The 16,684-nt window shown below is 42.6% G+C and carries 19 protein-coding genes and 1 pseudogene; 1 reads left to right on the top strand and 19 read right to left on the bottom strand.

Annotation, left to right across the window (positions count from 1 at the left end; all coding sequences use genetic code 11):
• Nucleotides 1-43 precede the first annotated feature (43 nt).
• Nucleotides 44-2,392 (bottom strand): glycoside hydrolase family 31 protein, encoded by a 2,349-nt coding sequence (locus tag NXH67_RS03430; RefSeq protein WP_272796400.1) that lies wholly within the window; start codon nt 2,390-2,392, stop codon nt 44-46.
• The gene (locus tag NXH67_RS03425; protein WP_272796399.1) at nt 2,365-2,607 is read right to left on the bottom strand and encodes a hypothetical protein; all 243 of its coding nucleotides are present in this window, start codon (nt 2,605-2,607) and stop codon (nt 2,365-2,367) included. The genes NXH67_RS03430 and NXH67_RS03425 overlap by 28 nt, the downstream gene beginning before the upstream one ends.
• Before the next feature lie 37 nt (nt 2,608-2,644).
• On the opposite strand from NXH67_RS03425, the gene NXH67_RS03420 reads away from it, so the two are divergent.
• Nucleotides 2,645-3,832, top strand: coding sequence for a cation:proton antiporter (locus tag NXH67_RS03420; RefSeq protein WP_272796398.1), 1,188 nt, complete (start codon nt 2,645-2,647; stop codon nt 3,830-3,832).
• A gap of 94 nt (nt 3,833-3,926) precedes the next feature.
• Here the strand turns inward: NXH67_RS03420 and NXH67_RS03415 are convergent, their stop codons facing one another.
• From NXH67_RS03415 to NXH67_RS03330, 17 genes and pseudogenes are all read right to left on the bottom strand, one after another.
• Nucleotides 3,927-6,071, bottom strand: coding sequence for an EAL domain-containing protein (locus tag NXH67_RS03415; RefSeq protein WP_272796397.1), 2,145 nt, complete (start codon nt 6,069-6,071; stop codon nt 3,927-3,929).
• 247 nt (nt 6,072-6,318) lie between these two features.
• Nucleotides 6,319-6,696, bottom strand: a complete 378-nt coding sequence (locus NXH67_RS03410) for a zinc ribbon domain-containing protein (protein WP_272796396.1) — start codon at nt 6,694-6,696, stop codon at nt 6,319-6,321.
• Between the two features lie 123 nt (nt 6,697-6,819).
• Nucleotides 6,820-7,146 carry a hypothetical protein gene (locus NXH67_RS03405; protein ID WP_272796395.1) on the bottom strand — a complete coding sequence of 109 codons (327 nt, stop codon included), beginning with the start codon at nt 7,144-7,146 and terminating at the stop codon, nt 6,820-6,822.
• Nucleotides 7,147-7,181: 35 nt separating this feature from the next.
• Nucleotides 7,182-7,358: a hypothetical protein gene (locus NXH67_RS03400; RefSeq protein ID WP_272796394.1), complete on the bottom strand. Its 177-nt coding sequence runs from the start codon at nt 7,356-7,358 to the stop codon at nt 7,182-7,184.
• 13 nt (nt 7,359-7,371) lie between these two features.
• Entirely contained in the window at nt 7,372-8,229 is an 858-nt protein-coding gene (locus NXH67_RS03395) for an AAA family ATPase (RefSeq protein ID WP_272796393.1), read from the bottom strand.
• Between the two features lies 1 nt (nt 8,230).
• Nucleotides 8,231-8,533 (bottom strand): Dabb family protein, encoded by a 303-nt coding sequence (locus NXH67_RS03390; RefSeq protein ID WP_272796428.1) that lies wholly within the window; start codon nt 8,531-8,533, stop codon nt 8,231-8,233.
• Nucleotides 8,534-8,663: 130 nt separating this feature from the next.
• Nucleotides 8,664-8,975: a glutaredoxin-related protein gene (locus NXH67_RS03380; RefSeq protein WP_272796392.1), complete on the bottom strand. Its 312-nt coding sequence runs from the start codon at nt 8,973-8,975 to the stop codon at nt 8,664-8,666.
• Nucleotides 8,972-9,673, bottom strand: coding sequence for a hypothetical protein (locus NXH67_RS03375; RefSeq protein WP_272796391.1), 702 nt, complete (start codon nt 9,671-9,673; stop codon nt 8,972-8,974). Before NXH67_RS03375 ends, NXH67_RS03380 begins: the two co-directional genes overlap by 4 nt.
• A 57-nt stretch (nt 9,674-9,730) precedes the next feature.
• On the bottom strand, nt 9,731-11,062 hold the full coding sequence (locus NXH67_RS03370) for a topoisomerase DNA-binding C4 zinc finger domain-containing protein (protein WP_272796390.1): 1,332 nt from the start codon (nt 11,060-11,062) through the stop codon (nt 9,731-9,733).
• 44 nt (nt 11,063-11,106) lie between these two features.
• A complete protein-coding gene (locus NXH67_RS03365; protein WP_272796389.1) occupies nt 11,107-11,877 on the bottom strand; it encodes an MBL fold metallo-hydrolase in 771 nt (256 codons plus the stop codon).
• A gap of 53 nt (nt 11,878-11,930) precedes the next feature.
• A pseudogene (locus tag NXH67_RS18435) lies at nt 11,931-12,005 on the bottom strand (SEC-C metal-binding domain-containing protein); the annotation flags it as partial.
• A 1,298-nt stretch (nt 12,006-13,303) separates the two neighbouring features.
• Nucleotides 13,304-13,573 (bottom strand): metallophosphoesterase family protein, encoded by a 270-nt coding sequence (locus tag NXH67_RS03355; RefSeq protein WP_272796387.1) that lies wholly within the window; start codon nt 13,571-13,573, stop codon nt 13,304-13,306.
• Between the two features lie 14 nt (nt 13,574-13,587).
• Nucleotides 13,588-14,139: a DUF4298 domain-containing protein gene (locus NXH67_RS03350; RefSeq protein ID WP_272796386.1), complete on the bottom strand. Its 552-nt coding sequence runs from the start codon at nt 14,137-14,139 to the stop codon at nt 13,588-13,590.
• Between the two features lie 92 nt (nt 14,140-14,231).
• A complete protein-coding gene (locus NXH67_RS03345; RefSeq protein WP_272796385.1) occupies nt 14,232-14,702 on the bottom strand; it encodes a hypothetical protein in 471 nt (156 codons plus the stop codon).
• A gap of 20 nt (nt 14,703-14,722) precedes the next feature.
• The gene (locus tag NXH67_RS03340) at nt 14,723-15,640 is read right to left on the bottom strand and encodes a DUF6591 domain-containing protein (protein ID WP_272796384.1); all 918 of its coding nucleotides are present in this window, start codon (nt 15,638-15,640) and stop codon (nt 14,723-14,725) included.
• A gap of 20 nt (nt 15,641-15,660) precedes the next feature.
• Nucleotides 15,661-16,317 (bottom strand): hypothetical protein, encoded by a 657-nt coding sequence (locus tag NXH67_RS03335; protein WP_272796383.1) that lies wholly within the window; start codon nt 16,315-16,317, stop codon nt 15,661-15,663.
• A gap of 4 nt (nt 16,318-16,321) precedes the next feature.
• Nucleotides 16,322-16,648: a helix-turn-helix domain-containing protein gene (locus NXH67_RS03330; protein WP_272796382.1), complete on the bottom strand. Its 327-nt coding sequence runs from the start codon at nt 16,646-16,648 to the stop codon at nt 16,322-16,324.
• Nucleotides 16,649-16,684: the final 36 nt, after the last annotated feature.

The following is a 16,684-nucleotide window of genomic DNA, read 5'->3' as shown; positions in this document are numbered from 1 at the left end:
GCCCGGATGAAATTTTATGCAGATACTTTGGGAATGTACCCCCTTATCCGACCACCCGGTACCGGATCTCTCCACCCCGGAAGCGCTCATCTCCGGTGGTTTCGGTAGTGAATTCTTTTTTCCGATCATCCCATTTTAATTGGGTAATGCAGTACTGTCCCTGTTTATAGCCGTATCCGTCTCCGGCATCTTCATACAGGCGGAAGGTGGCATCTCTTCCGGGATAAACGATCACCTCCGTTACCGTATTCTTCTGGGCGTTTGTGCAGACGGCAGCCTCTTTTGCAGGGATCAGCGATCCCTCTTTTACAAACACCGGAATGCGCGCCAGCTCGCAGGAAAGCTCAATCCTTTGGCCTCCGTTGTAATACTGTTCCGTTTGCATCTCATACCAGCCGCAGCCCTTCGGCAGATAGATGCTCCGCTGGTCGTCTTCTCCTGTAACAGGGCAGATCATAAGGCTATCTCCCAGCATATACTGATCCCAGATTTCGGACACCCGTTCATCCTCCGGAAAGTCGAAGAACAGTGGCCGTATGATCATACCATCCTCCATGGAGGTGGCAGCGCCGACGGAATACAGATAGGGGATCAGGCGATAGCGACCGCGAATGGTCTCGCAGATCGCTTCGTACACCGGATCTCCTTTATCTCCAAAGGCCCAGGGTTCCCGTTCCACATCGGTGCCATGGGCACGAAAGATCGGCAGATACGCCGCCCATTCCAGCCAGCGCACATACAGTTTTTTGTATGCATCATCGATCCCTTGCGGATACTTCCCCTTCCAGTACCAGAAGGGTCCTTCTTTGACAAAAAAAGCTCCGGTATCCATGGTCCAGTAGGGCATGCCGCTTGCTGCCATCTGCAGACCGCACCGGATCTGCTGCCTCAGGCACTCCCAGGAAGCCGCTGTGTCACCGGACCACAGGATGGTACCGTATTTCTGGCTTCCTGCCCAGCCGCTTCGGGTCAGGTTTACCACTCGTTTGTCCGGATAGGTGCTGCGCATCCCTTCCCACATGGTCATAGCATGGTATCTTCCATAGGCATTGGCTTTTTCCAGTGGCATGATTGCCGCAGCATCCTCTTTGAAGGCTACGTATTTTTCTCCGTCGGAGGGTTCCATGATGTGTTCCCATTCCGGAGAGATCGGCTCGCTGGAATCGCACCACCAGGCATCCACGCCTGCAGGTGCCAGCCCTCTTACTACCTGCTCCCAGTACAGCTTTCTGGCTTCTTCGGAAAACGCATTGTAAATATCGGTTCCGTGCAAAAGCATTCCCCGCTCCCGAAACTCCCGGTTATTCTCTGTATTAGGGCTCATATTGGGCCAAATGGACATCATAAAGTGTATGCCCTGCTCATGAAGACGCTCCACCATGCCGGCAGGATCCGGGAATCGCACGGGGTCAAAGCTTTTTTGTCCCCACTGTCCATCCTCCCAGCTAAGCCAGTCCAGGATCAAAGTGTCCACTCCGATCTTCCGGTTCCGAAATTCTCCCGCCGTATCCAGGATCTGTTCCTGGCTTTCGTACCTCTCCTTGGACTGCATATATCCATAGGCCCACAGTGGCAGCATAGATGCCTTTCCCGTAAGCCTCCGATAGTTTTTTACCACCTGAAACAGATCCTCTCCAAAGAGGAAATAATAATCCAGATAGGCGTCTGCCTCCGTCTGCAGAAAGGCTTTTCCATGGTTCTCCGAAAACAGTGCCGGCGATTCCGTGCTCAGCAGGATACCGTATCCGCCTGTGGATACCAAAAGAGGCATACCGATTTTCCGGTTCCCCTGATGGACATAATAGGATACATGCCTGAGATTCCATTCTCCGTGTTCGCCCTGTCCGAGACCAAATAGCCTTTCAGACTCTGCAAAGGAGAAATACGTCCGGGTGCGGTAAGCCTCCCCATAGGCTTCCTTTTCCACCGCCTTCACCTTCTTTTTAACCCCATCGGCGGTCTGGATCTCTTCTACCTGCAGGTCCTTCGTGGGGATCGTGCGATACAGCGTGATCTTTTCCAGTTCTCTGGGCAAATCCTGCGCTTCCCGAAGAAGGCTCCGTCCCATGGAATCCAGAAAGGTTACTGCTCCGCCGGCTCTGCTTACTGTGACGGTGCCTTCCGCCGTACAGATCCCGATCTCATCCCCGCTCTCTGTAACGGTAAAAGGGAGGCTACCTGCAAAATCCTGAAAAAAACTACCCTGCTCTCCTGCAAATGTATCGTCCTCCGAAAAAGAAATCCGGACAATACCGCCCACCTGAGGCATTACCCGCAGCATGCCATATTCCGAATGCAGAAATACAGCGTTTTCTGTTTTTCTTACTTCTGTAATGTTCCTCCTTTTCGGAGGGATCACGTTCATCATAGGCTTATTTCCTTCTCTTCCCATTTACTTCTACGATCCGTTCTCTCTTTATATGTTGCTGTCTGTGTTTGAGCCGGCGTCTGCTCTTCTGCCACAGGCGCTTCTGTACCTGAACCACATGCTACCATTGATAATGCCATGGTTGCAGCAAGTAGTGCCGCTAAAAACTTTTTCTTCATAAAATAATATCCTCCATGATTATAGTTTTTTAACTTGATTTTGAGAAGAAAAAGTATCATACTCATTTCCTAGCATCAATAAGATGGAGGTATAAGTATGGATACAATTCAGATACTCAGAGATCTTTTTATCATAATCGTCATGGCAAAGTTATTCGGACTGATAGCCAGAAGACTTCATGCGCCACAGGTTGCCGGTGAGATCATCGCAGGTCTTCTCATAGGTCCAACACTGCTTAATCTTGTTAATCCCAGTGATTTCCTGTCGGGCATGGCTGAAATCGGTGTGATTCTTCTGATGTTCAGCGCCGGACTGGAAACAGATATCGACAAACTCAAAAAATCCGGCCTGAAGGCAACAATCCTTGCATGCACAGGTGTTGGAGTTCCGCTTGTTCTTGGAACGCTCCTGTACATGGCCTTCTATGGCTTTGCAACTCCCGGATCAACCGAGTTCATAAAAGCACTCTTTATAGGAACTATTCTTACAGCCACTTCCGTTAGCATAACAGTCCAGGTTCTTAAAGAACTTGGGAAGATTTCCACAGAAGTGGGAACAACGATCATGAGCGCCGCAATCATCGATGATGTAATAGGAATCGTGGTTCTTACAGCTGTTCTTGGTCTGAAAGATCCAAATGCCAATCTTGTAGCTGTTTGCTTAAAGACCGTAGCCTTCTTTGCCCTTTCGGTTGTTGTGGGAATGATCATATTTAAGATAATGTCAAAAGCAGAAGCAAAATGGCCTCATACCAGAAGAATCCCGATCATGGGACTGGCACTTGCTTTTGCGATGTCTTATGTTGCAGATAAGTACTTTGGAGTAGCTGATATCACCGGAGCCTATGTCGCAGGTATTATTCTCAGCTCCCTGGACAACTCCGAGTATATAGACAGAAAGATGGACATAAATTCATATATGTTATTCGGCCCCGTATTCTTTGCAAGTGTAGGACTTCAGACAAACCTAAGATCTGTTGACATGACAATCTTTGCATTCTCGGCAGCATTTGTTGTCGTTGGACTCCTCGGAAAGGTTGTAGGCTGTGGCATCGTAGCAAAGCTCCTTAAGTACAACACTTCTGACTCGTTAAAGATTGGTGTCGGTATGATGACCAGAGGCGAAGTTGCACTTATCGTGGCTCAGAGAGGTTTAAAAGCTGATATCGTTGACAGCAGATACTTTACCGCAGTAATCCTGTTGATAATATTGAGCTCAATTCTGACACCTATAATATTGAAGGCTATATATGCCTCAGATGAAAAAGCTAATTCTCCTGCTTGAGTTAATCGCCTGTAGAACTGGGATTATACAGAAATAAAAAGGTCCGCTTTCTATTAAGAAAACGGGCCTTTTTATTACTTAGCAGGCTCTTCTTTTATATTTTCTCAAATTCTTCAACAGGAAGCGCTTTATAGAAGTAGTATCCCTGCATCTCCGTGCATCCAAGCTCTTTTAGCATTTGAGCCTGCTCTATAGTTTCAACTCCTTCTGCAATCAGTTTTATACCAAGTCGTTTAGCCATATAGATCATACATTCAATGATGATACGCCCCTTTTCTCCACATCCATCACCAGTTAGGAATCGAAGATCCATCTTGATACGATCCACAGGAACCTCTTTCAGCATGTTCAGCGAAGAGTATCCGCTTCCAAAGTCATCCATTTCAACCTGGAAGCCAAACTTTCTGAGTCCCTTGGTAAGGTTTATCAATATTTCCGAATCCTGTACATATGCTGTCTCAGTAATCTCAATCTTCAGCTGATCTGCTGTAAGTTCATATTTTCTCAGAAGGTCACAGAAATACGCTACAATGTCCTTGTTGTCATGTATGTCGCACCGGGACACATTTACAGATACAGATCTGTGTATTCCCTGCTCATTCCATCGGTGCAGATCCTGGCAGACTCTTTCCCAAACATAGCAGTCAAGCTCATATATCGAACCGGCATCCTCCAATGCAGGGATAAACTCTGAAGGAGGAATCCAGCCAAGCTTAGTGTGATTCCATCGACAGAGCGCTTCTGCTCCGGTAACTTCTCCGGTTTCAAAATCCACCTGAGGCTGATACCACACCTGAAGTTCACTTTCCCTTATGGCAACCCTCAAATGTCCAACAACGTCAGATATCCATTTTCCTCTTTCCCATTGACTGGGATTATAGAACTGATATCCATCCTTGACCGTGTCACGAACCTTTCTCTCTGCTACACGGGCAAAATCAAGCAAGTGATCCACATCAGGATTCTTGTAATCTTCCGGCATTAAAACATAAACACCGCTACTCATCTGTACCCTGACTTCTTTCCCTCTATCGATGAAGTAATTACGCACCAGATCAAAAACCTGTGCCTCATCAGCTTTCATTTTTTCGTTGCCACCTATACTACGGAGCACAACAAAATGATCGCCTTCTATTCGGCCTATTGCCTCCTCATCGCTCATTACTTCCAAAGACTTTGATGCCCAGAACTTCAAAAGCTCATCTCCAGCTTCTTTTCCCAGGTTATCATTTATATATTTGAAGTCCCTGATGTTGTTGTACGAGATCATATATGGAATATCCGGATGCAGCGTCAACAATTCCACTACACGTTTCCTGAATCCATTCATACTGAGCACACCGGTCAAAGGATCTCTATCAACAAGTTGCTTGACCGTTTCTTCATGCTTGGCATGCAGGGCTTTCTGTTTCATTATGACAATTATATTAAAAATAGCTAATATAAGAATTCCTACGAGAATAATCAGACCATACTCATGAATATAGTCTTCTAAATCATATTTGTATAACTTACGTGAAGTATGATCCAGAACAACAGCCTGTTTCTGTGTGTCTGAAAGTGTATCTATGCCTGTATTAAGACGTTCTATTATCTCCCGTCCCTTATCTGTATCCAGCGCACCAGCTCGAAAATCCATGGAAAACATTGCTGCAGGCTGAACCTTAAGATCATCATAAGTAGGTTTCTGCAGAACATAGCTCCACACATATGAATTATGCAAAAGTGCATCCACCTTACCGGCGCGAAGAGCCTCTACACATTCAGGCATTGAGTCATATAAGGTGATTTCTATTCCTGGATATAGTTGACGAACTGTTTCGGCAGCACCGCTCAATGAACTAAGCATTCCAACACGTAGTTCATGCATATCAGGAAGATTACTCTGATTAACCGTAACAAGTGTAAATGGTGTTTGGATAAGATTATCAGAAACAACAGATGGATTTCCTGATGAGCTTGTTATGGCACTTCCGAATGGCATAATCACATCATATCCCGGGTTATCAAGGGCATCCTTAAGATTTTTCTCTTCCAGGACTCTGAAAACAGCTATATATCCAGCCTCTTTTGCTGCCGCCGTCATAAGATCTGCACCTATTCCGGTAATTATCCCTGCGTCCTCGTCAAAGTAAAACATAGGGCAACGATCTGTAGGTACTCCAACAATGAGATATTCATCTGATTCTGCATTAGAAACAATGCTGCTTATGACCACGCAGCACAGAATAGCCAGCATACATAATGAAGTTATTATTCTTTCACGGAGAGCGCCTTTCCCTATCAAAGCAGCACCTTTCTATTGGTTCTGAGTAGACTGATTTTTATTTCAATTGGATATAGAACCGCACTATAATTATATCAAAAAGCTTGTAAAATACCGATAAATATATGATTATATAAAGATAAAGTTTACAGCATTTATCCAAACAAAGCCTCCGGTTGTCATACCGAAGGCTTTTAAATCTCTTTATCATCTATCTGTTTTAAAACCTCGTTCCGCACTTAGGACAAAAATCAAAGTCCTCTGTTGTCTCGTATCCACACTGTCTGCATCTCTTATAACCGGTCGTGAATCCTCTTCCGCCGCTTACCTGAGTCAGATGACTTGGCAGAATCTCCGTTTCTTCGCCCCTTGCGATCATCTTACCAACCTCCGGATCAAGCTCATAAACAGTTCCGCAGCAGCTGGTCTGCACGTAGTAATGCCTGTTCCACTTAAAGGTCGGTATAAAGAAAAGAGACAGTACTGTATATGTCATGAACACGTTGAAGCGCCCATATTTCCCACAGATCACGCAGGTCATCAGCTGATTGAAATCAAAATCCTTCCTGCCATCTGTAATTCCCATGATAAAAAACATCTACTTCCTCGCTCCGTTCTTAGTAATGTACTCTCACAACTCTTGCCCCAAATGGGAAAAGAGCTACTCTAGCAAACACAAATGCAAACATTAGCATCGCTACGATAACAATCTCTTTTCGCCTCATTGTCTCTTTTTCTCAGCCATTCTCTCTTTTATTACCACCACAACAGTTCCAACTGCGGCAACTGCAAACGCGATAAAGCCATAAACCATCATGAGTGCCGCACCAAAAATTGGAGCCTCAGAATTAGCGCTGACAAAGTAGTAGTAATAATATGTGTAAAGAATCATTCCCACTACGGTAGATACTACAAGCATCAGCGATGAAATAAGATACTCTTTCATGCCTTTTGCAAGGAACATATTCATAATTCCAAGCACAACAATTATTATCAATAAATACCTGCTGATCAATGTTCCTCTCAGCTTATCTACTATGAAAAACATAATAAGCGGTAGCAAATTCAGCCATTTTAGATATCTCATAATCCCATCCTCATGCTGACAACTCCGTCTTTCTCGCCAACTTCTTCAAAACCCATACGCTTATACAGTTCGTATCCAACCTTCATCACTTCAGGCTTGGTAGTAAAAGTAACTTCCTTAAATCCAAGCTCTTTTGCCTTATCAAGTCGGGCTTTCATTTCCATTTCATTCATGTTCAAATCCTCATCAAAACTCGTTTTTATGCTTTTCAAAAAACTCAAAGTAAGTCCTTACTCCCTCAAGCTCCGTCCACTTCTTGATATCTACCGGCCTTTCATCAAGGTCATAAATCAGTGCACCTTTTAACGCCAACAAAAATGGGGAATGTGTTGCTATTATAAACTGGCATCCAAAGAACCTTGCTGAATTCTGGATAAACTCAAGCAATTCCAACTGCCTCTGAGGCGAGAGTGAGTTTTCAGGCTCATCCAACAGATAAAGTCCATTATCTTTAATCTTTTCAGAGAAATATTGCAGAGCACTTTCTCCATTGCTGTGCTCTATAATGTTATTTCCAATCGTATCTCTAACATACTTTGACTGTGTCTTGGATCTGGCATCCACAACTTTCTTGAGCTGATCATAATCATCAAGTGACTTCATCTGAAACTTTGAATGCTTATTCTCAATCCATTCATCAAAAGCCTGCTCTCTCTTCCGGTCAACGCCATCGTTCAGTGCTCTTAAGTTGAGCATAAAATCAAATACATCATCACTTGTAATCATCCTGATTTCTTCAGGTCTGCCTTCATGTGTCATCTCAAAATCACACATACCGATATAATCACCAAAAAAACTACTTCTGTTGAACAATGTATCTCTTTCGGCTTTCAGTTTCTCTGCCATAAGGTTCAGGGCTGTGCTCTTTCCTGAGCCATTGTTTCCATACAAAATCGTTATTTCAGAAAAAGACAGCTCCCGCAGCTCATTCTCTGCGAACACCCCAAACGGATAGAACGAGGTATAGCACGTTCTTCTTATATAGTTTACAAACTGCTCTTCATTTTCCACTCCTGGAAACTTAAATGAGTCAATATATCTCATTTTAAACCTCAAAATCCAGGCAGCTTCTGATCTTGGTATAAGGTCTCACCTTGGAATCAGCTACTGCTACGTGCTCAGGATGTACAGAATATCCCTTAAGCGCATCAACGCTCTCAAAAGTAGAATCCAACATCAGGTCTGCATTTGAAGACTCAAGACCATTGATATTGACCTTGATATCCACGATTCCGGGAACCTTTCCTTTTAATCCTTCAAGGCCTTCCTTGATCCCCTGCTTAATTGTCATCTTCTCTTTTGCAGAAAGTTCATCCTTAAGTGTCCATAAAATCACATGTTTAACCATTCTCGTTCCCCTTATCCTTTCCATCACTTCCTTGTTCCGCTCAAGCGCATCGTAGATGCCATCTTCAGAAAGCACTCCACGCTTCAGATCTTTGGGCAAAAGCCCATCTTCATCCAGCGCAAAATCATCTTTAACACCCTTTCCTTCCGCTTTTATGATCTTCTATTGAGCAGGCATCAGGTGTTCCATATTCAATAAGACCCACAACCGCAGGATCAAGAGTTATACTGCCATCTTCGAGAACAAAAGCCGGTATGCCAACATCGCCTATTTTCTTGGAATGATCGAATGCCGGATTGGTATCACGTAGTCTGGTAAAAGCACTCATGTTTCTGATATTCTCACCAATGTTAATATACTCAAATTCATTCTCACGCCCTATAATCTGCTCATGAATGTAATCGCAGTAGGGACATGTAGGCATTCCGTAAATTTTGATCATTGTTCTCCCTCCATAATGTCATTGTAAATCTGAACAATATTCTTTTCGATATTTACCTCACCATTCATATATCCAAAAGAAACGTTGTCTTTCCTTAAAGTCGCCACATATCTATAATAATCCTTATGGCTTATGAATCCGGTAAAGAAGTAAACTCTGTCATAGCTTCCAAATTCTCCAGCAATATAACGTGATGACTCGTTTATTTGTATGTAGCTCCAATCTGGGAATGTCTTTTTTAACTTACTGATCCAGTTTGGATGACCGCCAATTATTGCAATCTTCTTTCCCGAAATAGCCTTTTTCATCTGCTCAATGCCAGCTTCATCCGGCAGATCTTCCTGTTTTGTAGAATTATAAGTAAAGCTTCTTAATGCTATCAGCTCATCACGTTCTGACTCGTACTTATTGATCATTGAATCAGCAGACTTGGCTTTTTCCCTATAACTTCTCAAATCATCCCTAAGAGCCTGATTCTGTTGTTCCAACTTGCTGTTCTTAGCTCTGAGAACATCGATTTCTTTTATGTAATCTTCTACAGAAGCATCCTTAAGCTCTACCGGCGCGGTAGTAACAGCTTTCTCAGGCTTTTTAGCTTCCTTTTTCTCATAAATAACTATGCTTGCCGGTTTAAAACTTGAGAGCCAAATTGCTTCTTCATCAATTTCTTCACCTAGCAGAAAGGCTAGCTGCCGCAATTACTCCAAGAGTTCTTTTTATTCGCATTTCATCCCTTTTACAACTTCTCCTTCATTTCATCGAATTGACCGAGTATATTTACATCTAGGATAGCTACTGCATCCAACAAATCTGCCATTCCTACCATTTCTTTCAACAAGCCTGCTACCGCATTCGGGACACACGGTCGGATCGTATCTATTAGCATTACTTCCCCTATGTGGAATACTAATTTGTACTGCTGCATCAGGATTGTTTCTGGAGCATTCGGTACATGTTCCCAGGTTCACATGATTCTTCCCACCATATGAAGAAAATTCCCTATCCATGGCTATCTTCCCGCAGAACTCACACTTAACCCATCTGTTCCCATCGGGATCTTTAATAGGATTTTCCTGTTGCTCAAAACCAGCAGCCATGTTGCGGGCAAATTCTTCCCGGGCTCTGCGCTTTTCTGACTCAGCAGCCTCCTTCTCACGAAGCAACTGCTCCTCACGTTCTCTTATCTTTCGCACGTATTCCTCTTGGAGTTTCTTTTCTTCTTCCAAGCGTTTTTGGCGTTCAGCCTCGCGCTTTTCCTGCTCCATGATACGTCTGTCGTGTTCACAATCCTGCTTCTTTCTGAATTCATAATATGCTTTATCATATAAAGTATCTAAACTATCTCTGTGAAACATTAGATTGTTATTCTCATCAAAAGAATAGTCACTGAGTCTTCCTTCTGTAACAATCGTCTCACGCCATAGTCCATCAATATCCTGATCATAAAATACAGCTTCAAGTCGAGCCTCTTCATACTCAATCCCATCTATTGACAGAAGAAGGCAATAGCCCTGTCTGCTTTCTATTTTCATAAGCCATTCCGGAAACTGATCTTCAAAACCTCCATTCATGATATCTGCAATATAATAAATCCTGATATCCTGTGTATTCATATCAAGAATATCAAGTTTATCATCTGTGATATTTGCCCTATCATGAAAGTAACTGATGGCCAGCTTATGGGACTCTGATAAAAAAGAGAACTCATACTTCCTATTAGTGCTTTCATCAACTGTATTTATAGGCACTCTGGTGTCTATGTCCCCGGTTTTAAGTTTATCATCGAGCCAGCATTTCAATACTATCTTTGACTCTATCGAAGTCTTGCCTTCAGTTACTGCCGTACACTCAAGCTCTGTATCAGAATCCTTTATCCTAAAATGCTGTTCCCTAAGATTTCTATCCCCGGCTACAAGTATAAGATTGGCACCACAACCGCAAGGACAGAACAGTTCTCCTTTTTTGCTCTTCTCACGAAGCCAATTTAGTTTCTCCGGGATATTGATCTGCTTATCACCAATGACAGTATATATGGACTCAATTCCTATAGATTTTCCGTTATATATAGCCTCCGTCCTCTGGGCCATTGAACTCTGCTCCTTATCTTACATAGTGTTTTGCATACCCGATTTCATCTATAACAGATAACGCTCTCCAGCTGTTGATATGTTTTACCTTCTTCCAGCTTAAACGGATGCTGCTTAGCTTCACCTCCGAACCATTGATATGGAAGATCATTTTCTGTTTTGCCTTCACATATCTCTACAGCCCCACTTCTCAGACAACGCATCAAAGAAATATCATCGAAATCAGTTGCATGACCGTGTAAAATAAGATCTGCCTCTTTCTCCAGAAACATAACCTTATCAAGTTCTTTGACATAATCTCCCATACTGGGACACCCATCTAACTGCATCCACAGATGATGATTTATGGAATCCCCAGTAAACAGTATCCTGTCTTCCTTTAGAAGGAGGAGAATACCACCCGGAGTGTGCCCCGGAAGATCATACACTTCCAGCGTTTTCCCACCAAGATCTATTACATCCCCACCTTTTATAGGTTTGAACGCAGGCATAGTCAGTCCAGCCTTTTTACATTCTTTAATAAACTCAGGGGCATTTATAAAAGATTCAGCAAGCTCATTATCCTTAGGATTCATATAGACTTCGTCAAAATACACATTGCCAAAAATATGGTCAGGATGCCCATGCGTATTTACGACTGCTATGGGTTTATCTGTTATATCACGCACGACTCTATGGAGATCATTGTAGCCGTTCATGGTATCGATGACGCATACTTTTTCATTCCCTACAACTATATAACCGGTTGCTTCATGTGCCTCATCCATAAGATAAAGATAAGGCCGTAATTGCTTTATGAATAATTCTTTGCCCATCTCTTTCTCCTACCTTGTCAAAAATACAAACACACACATGCTTATCGCCTGCTTCAGTTTCTTCCGCAGCATTTCTTAAACTTTTTACCGGAACCGCAAGGACATGGATCATTGGGATATACCTTCTTGGTTGTCTTCTCAACAGGGCCATTCATACCCATAGGCATGTTCATAACCGGCATTTCAACTGACTCACCATCAACGTCAACACCAAATCCCATCTCCCTGATATGCGGAGCTGCCTCAGCAAGCATCTTAGCTGCATGACTGCTTCCTGGAATTATGGTTGGCATCTGTCCCGGCTTAAGAACCGGCCTTGGCATATCACTTGGTGCATATCCCCTGTTAATGAGCATATTGGTTCCATTTGTCAGCGGCATGTACAGACTAACAATCTTATTCACCTGCTGATCATTTGCAAATTCGAACTGATCCCAGAACCATTGCATGGTATCGTGTGGATTATCATCCTGCCATGAGATCCTGTCCCAAAGCTCATACAAAAGGTCAATCGCATCATCTCGCTCCATCTTCATATCTTTCACAAGAAATGCCAGCATATCCTTATACACCTTGTGAGATAAAAGAGCTCCCGTAAAGAACAACTCCTCAACTTCTGCAGGAGTAGGAATATAAAAATCTTTATCCGCCTGTGCTCTACGTAACCTGTCCAAAGAATCCATATGACCGATAAAGAGCCTCTCAATAAGCACATTTTCTATCTTGACTGACTTAAGCAGATCATCTGGGATACGCTTATATATCACATCAAGTTCCTCTGCGTCCATATGCATTCCTTTTTTCTTGTTAACTACTTTCAGAAAAACATCTACCGGTGTGTATGCGTACATGGTTTCCGCCCATCTAAGGCACATCCATACCCAGGCAGCTCTTGCTCTGTACTTATTAAACTCCTCACCAGCAATCTCTTTTGTATAGATCTCCCACACATCTGTAAGCGTTGAGAAATAATGGTCTTCATCGAAGTATGCCAGTTCCATCTCGTTTAATGTGCAAGCCATATCAAACACTGGCTCATCCGGTTTTACCTCAATGACCTTTCCATATGCTTTTTCCAAAAGAAGCAAGGATGCTTCATCCAGAATCGCCAATCGGTTAAAAAGACTTTCCTTTGAAAGAAAGATCTCTGCGATCTTTTCAATAAGATCTGCCTTTTTGAGCTGAGAAGTTTTCCCAATATAAAGATCTCTGGCAAAGAGCTTAAGCGACTCCTTGTCATACATATCCATCTTGTCTCTAAACTCAAGCAAATTCGACATATCCGCACCCTCCAACTACGCTAAATCCCCATGCATTCAACTTACTCTATTATATGCAAAAAAGCACTTCCATGCTATATGAGTCATGAAAGTGCATCTATGTTAAATTCCCTTTTATAAGCGGGTTGATGTTGGGAGGAAGGCCATCAACAATTTGGGATGACCTTTCCCTTGTTGTGGATCACGTAGATCTTATTACTTTCAAATTCGAGAAGTGCTTTCTCTGGAAGGTACACTGCCCAATCCTTGTCAACATTTCCTCTGACTGCAGTAACCGGTGCTATCTTTTCAAGTTCATCGAGCACTTCCTTCTTATCAATATCCCCAGCATGAATTATGTGATCGACTCCCTGCAGGCCTTCTATCACTTCTCTCCTGAGAAGGCCGTGAGTATCAGATACAATACCTATTCTCATCTTATGTCTCCATCTTAATCTTCGGTTTCATCCTCTGTAAGATATGGTTTCAACACTTCCATGATCTCTTTATTCCGATCAAGCAGGTTGAAAACACCATCTTCAGACAATACGCCGCGCTTCAAATCTTCCGGATATAGTCCTTGCTCATCCGCCTCAAAGTCTTTTCGCCACTGCTTGCTGCCATAGTAGTCGGACAGCTTCTGAAGATCATCCTGCATATGCTGAAGATCAAAGATATTTGCCTCCAGGGCATTGAGTGTTTCATTGGCCTTCTGATAGATTGCTTCCATCTTGTTCAGATTCGCTGGCACATTATCTCTCTGAAGGCGCTTAGCAAAGTGATTCTTCTTATGCTCGTATCTCTCGGCAACTTCCTCCGGAAATAAATGAATACTTCTATTGTTCAGAACCTCAGCAACACGCTTATGGGCTTCCTCATCAGAGAATCCTTCTTTTATCTGGTCCTTGTATATTGCGTACATCAGATTTGTACAGAGAGCCTTGGCACGCTGCTTCAAATCTGAGTAATGTTTTACTCTTGGTGGATGTTTCTTTTTGCTCATGGTGGTATCCTTCTGGTAATTATCAGTCTTTTAATTATATCAAAAACGAGACTACTACATCGTAGCAATCCCGTTCATTATAAATATATTACTCAAATCCTCATAAATACTTCATTAACTGCTTCCGCATAAAGTGCACGCGATTTCTTATGTGGATCATCGTTGTTATTCTTTTTATCCAGGTATACGTCCCTAACCTCATTCCATTTCTTGGCAACCTTTATTCTTTCAGCTTTTTCTTCTATGTAGTACGAAGATGCCTGTTCTTCCCACGAAAGAACACGATTCTGTTTATTGAACCGAATATACTCTTGATGATGCCTGCCCTTGTTTTCATAGTCGTATACCAAAGCTATATCACAACTATGAAGGACTTTCGAACTCCATACATCAACTTTCTTCAGCGTTATAACTCGCGTTGATTCCTCAATCCTGTTAAACCCATATCTCATATATATTTGTTTCAGGCCATTAAAGACTTTTCTATGAATCTCATCCGGACCATCTTCCTCTAAATTATAGCCAAAAACTACGCCACCATTTATCGGTTGCGTAGTTTTCATGCCTGTTTTCTATTCTTTTATCAATATGCCTCAAGCATCTTCTGAGTACACCTTGTGGTAACCTCAATGTAATACTTGTAGTCTTCTGTAGACATGTCATCTGAGTTATATTTATCTACCTTATCTGCGAACTCAGCATATTTCTGCATCATTTCTCCATACTCTCCCAGCATGGAAACCATGTTATTAGGATCCGAATTGTATTTCTTCATAAATTCAACATACTGATCAATAAATTCTTCATAGCTATCAAGGAAGGCCTTAAGATCAGGATCCACTCCACTAGCCTTTTCTGTCTCCTGAGGCTGCTCCTCTGTTTTCTCTTCTGTTTTTTCCTCTGGGGAAGCTTTATCTGCCTCAGTTGTAGTTAGTTCTTCTTTTGGCTCCTCTTTAACTTCTGACTTAGTTATAGTATCATCTGCTTTCTTTTCTTCTTTTACTGTTACTGAGTTTTCCTTAGTTGCTGTAGAACTAGAAGCATATTCTTCTGCTGTTGGAGTCTTAAAAAGCCCAAACTTCTTTGCCTGACCAACTCCAGAAAACAGACAGATTACCGCAAGGATCAGTGCAATAATCGTAAATCCCTTAAGCTTATACTTCTTACCAAGGCAGTATATCGCTCCTGCAATAATACCAGCCGACAGTATAATTGTTAATATAGCCGGGTCAGAGTTGAAATCTAATATAGCAAGGATAAAAAGAATGATTCCAAAGAACTTGCCAAACTTATCAAGCCCTGAAGCCTGCGGTTGCTGTACTGGTGGCTGAGTCGGATATACCGGTTGCTGATATCCTACTGGTTCGTTATTCTGTTGCTGAACATTTTGATTCTCCGCTACTTTCTCAGGTGTAACACTGCTTCCCACCTGCGTTCCACAATTAGGACAGAACTTTGTTCCATCCGGTACTTCATTTCCACAATTCATACAAAAAGCCATAACAAGACCCTCTCTTTCTCTTATTTACTGTGATAAGTTATAAGGATGTTCGAATTCTTCGGAAAAATATCCCCTTCTTCAAATTCCTCGTTACCATTGATTGTTATAGTTTCAACCTGACCATTCTTTCGCTGGTTGAAAAGTCCAAGATCTCCCAACGGTAGTGAATTAACATTGGTAAAACCGGCACTCCTGAATATCGTTGCCACGCTATTATAATTTTTCCCTGAACAATCCAGCATCTGTGCTGTGATGGTGGCATCATTGGGACTGACATATTGGGACTTCTTCTTTTTCTTGTCATCACTCTTTATGTAAGTAAACATCGCTATATATGCACCAATTATGATTCCCCACATGCCACCAAGAGGAGCAAATATGCAAATGATAGCTCCGACCAGAACAAATGCTAATGCAACACCATAGGCAACCAGCGTGGATTTTCTTCCACGGTTATTCTCTTTTTCTTCAAGTTCCAGTTCACGGAGTCTTAGTATACGTTCCGTTTCAGCTTCTTTTATCCTGGCTTCGTCAATGTTTCGATAAATATGCTCATTATCGTTATGAACCATGACTTTGGCTCCGCAATAAGAGCAGAAAGCAAATTCCCTTGAATTATCTATTGATAGTTCAGCCCCACAATCCGGGCATTTAACAGATATAAACTGAATTGCCATACCCTCACCTCTCTTCTTCTTTTTCTCCCGGTCTTATTACCTTGTAACCATATGACTCAAGGGCTGCAATTACTTCAGGAGTAATGTTCACATTGAAATCTGCGTCTTTCATGCCTTCCCGCTCAATGACCCTGTGAAGATCATCTACGGAAACATCCATCACTTCCGCAATTCTCCGAAGATTATCCCTATCCGGCAGACCGCCATCTGTCTCCCACTTGGCTATTGCTGATTTTGAGACTCCAACTTTATCTGCCAGTTCCTCTTGCGTCAGCCTCATATGTTTTCTTCTGGCCGATATATACTGCCCTAAACTTAATCTCTGCTCCATGAAACTCTCCTATTTTCTGGTAGGTACTGTATTTCC

Source organism: Butyrivibrio sp. DSM 10294, from assembly GCF_028539135.1.
In the GTDB taxonomy this organism is placed as follows: domain Bacteria; phylum Bacillota; class Clostridia; order Lachnospirales; family Lachnospiraceae; genus Butyrivibrio.
The sequence above is the reverse complement of the archived record's forward strand: the minus strand, read 5'-3'. Positions and strand labels throughout refer to the sequence as shown.

Coding starts and splice junctions, on each gene's coding strand:
- NXH67_RS03430 (WP_272796400.1), bottom strand. CDS start 2,392: ATGGGAAGAGAAGGAAATAAGCCTATGATGAACGTGATCCCTCCGAAA.
- NXH67_RS03425 (WP_272796399.1), bottom strand. CDS start 2,607: ATGATACTTTTTCTTCTCAAAATCAAGTTAAAAAACTATAATCATGGA.
- NXH67_RS03420 (WP_272796398.1), top strand. CDS start 2,645: ATGGATACAATTCAGATACTCAGAGATCTTTTTATCATAATCGTCATG.
- NXH67_RS03415 (WP_272796397.1), bottom strand. CDS start 6,071: ATGCTGGCTATTCTGTGCTGCGTGGTCATAAGCAGCATTGTTTCTAAT.
- NXH67_RS03410 (WP_272796396.1), bottom strand. CDS start 6,696: ATGTTTTTTATCATGGGAATTACAGATGGCAGGAAGGATTTTGATTTC.
- NXH67_RS03405 (WP_272796395.1), bottom strand. CDS start 7,146: ATGTTTTTCATAGTAGATAAGCTGAGAGGAACATTGATCAGCAGGTAT.
- NXH67_RS03400 (WP_272796394.1), bottom strand. CDS start 7,358: ATGAATGAAATGGAAATGAAAGCCCGACTTGATAAGGCAAAAGAGCTT.
- NXH67_RS03395 (WP_272796393.1), bottom strand. CDS start 8,229: ATGAGATATATTGACTCATTTAAGTTTCCAGGAGTGGAAAATGAAGAG.
- NXH67_RS03390 (WP_272796428.1), bottom strand. CDS start 8,533: ATGGTTAAACATGTGATTTTATGGACACTTAAGGATGAACTTTCTGCA.
- NXH67_RS03380 (WP_272796392.1), bottom strand. CDS start 8,975: ATGATCAAAATTTACGGAATGCCTACATGTCCCTACTGCGATTACATT.
- NXH67_RS03370 (WP_272796390.1), bottom strand. CDS start 11,062: ATGGCCCAGAGGACGGAGGCTATATATAACGGAAAATCTATAGGAATT.
- NXH67_RS03365 (WP_272796389.1), bottom strand. CDS start 11,877: ATGGGCAAAGAATTATTCATAAAGCAATTACGGCCTTATCTTTATCTT.
- NXH67_RS03355 (WP_272796387.1), bottom strand. CDS start 13,573: ATGAGAATAGGTATTGTATCTGATACTCACGGCCTTCTCAGGAGAGAA.
- NXH67_RS03350 (WP_272796386.1), bottom strand. CDS start 14,139: ATGAGCAAAAAGAAACATCCACCAAGAGTAAAACATTACTCAGATTTG.
- NXH67_RS03345 (WP_272796385.1), bottom strand. CDS start 14,702: ATGAAAACTACGCAACCGATAAATGGTGGCGTAGTTTTTGGCTATAAT.
- NXH67_RS03340 (WP_272796384.1), bottom strand. CDS start 15,640: ATGGCTTTTTGTATGAATTGTGGAAATGAAGTACCGGATGGAACAAAG.
- NXH67_RS03335 (WP_272796383.1), bottom strand. CDS start 16,317: ATGGCAATTCAGTTTATATCTGTTAAATGCCCGGATTGTGGGGCTGAA.
- NXH67_RS03330 (WP_272796382.1), bottom strand. CDS start 16,648: ATGGAGCAGAGATTAAGTTTAGGGCAGTATATATCGGCCAGAAGAAAA.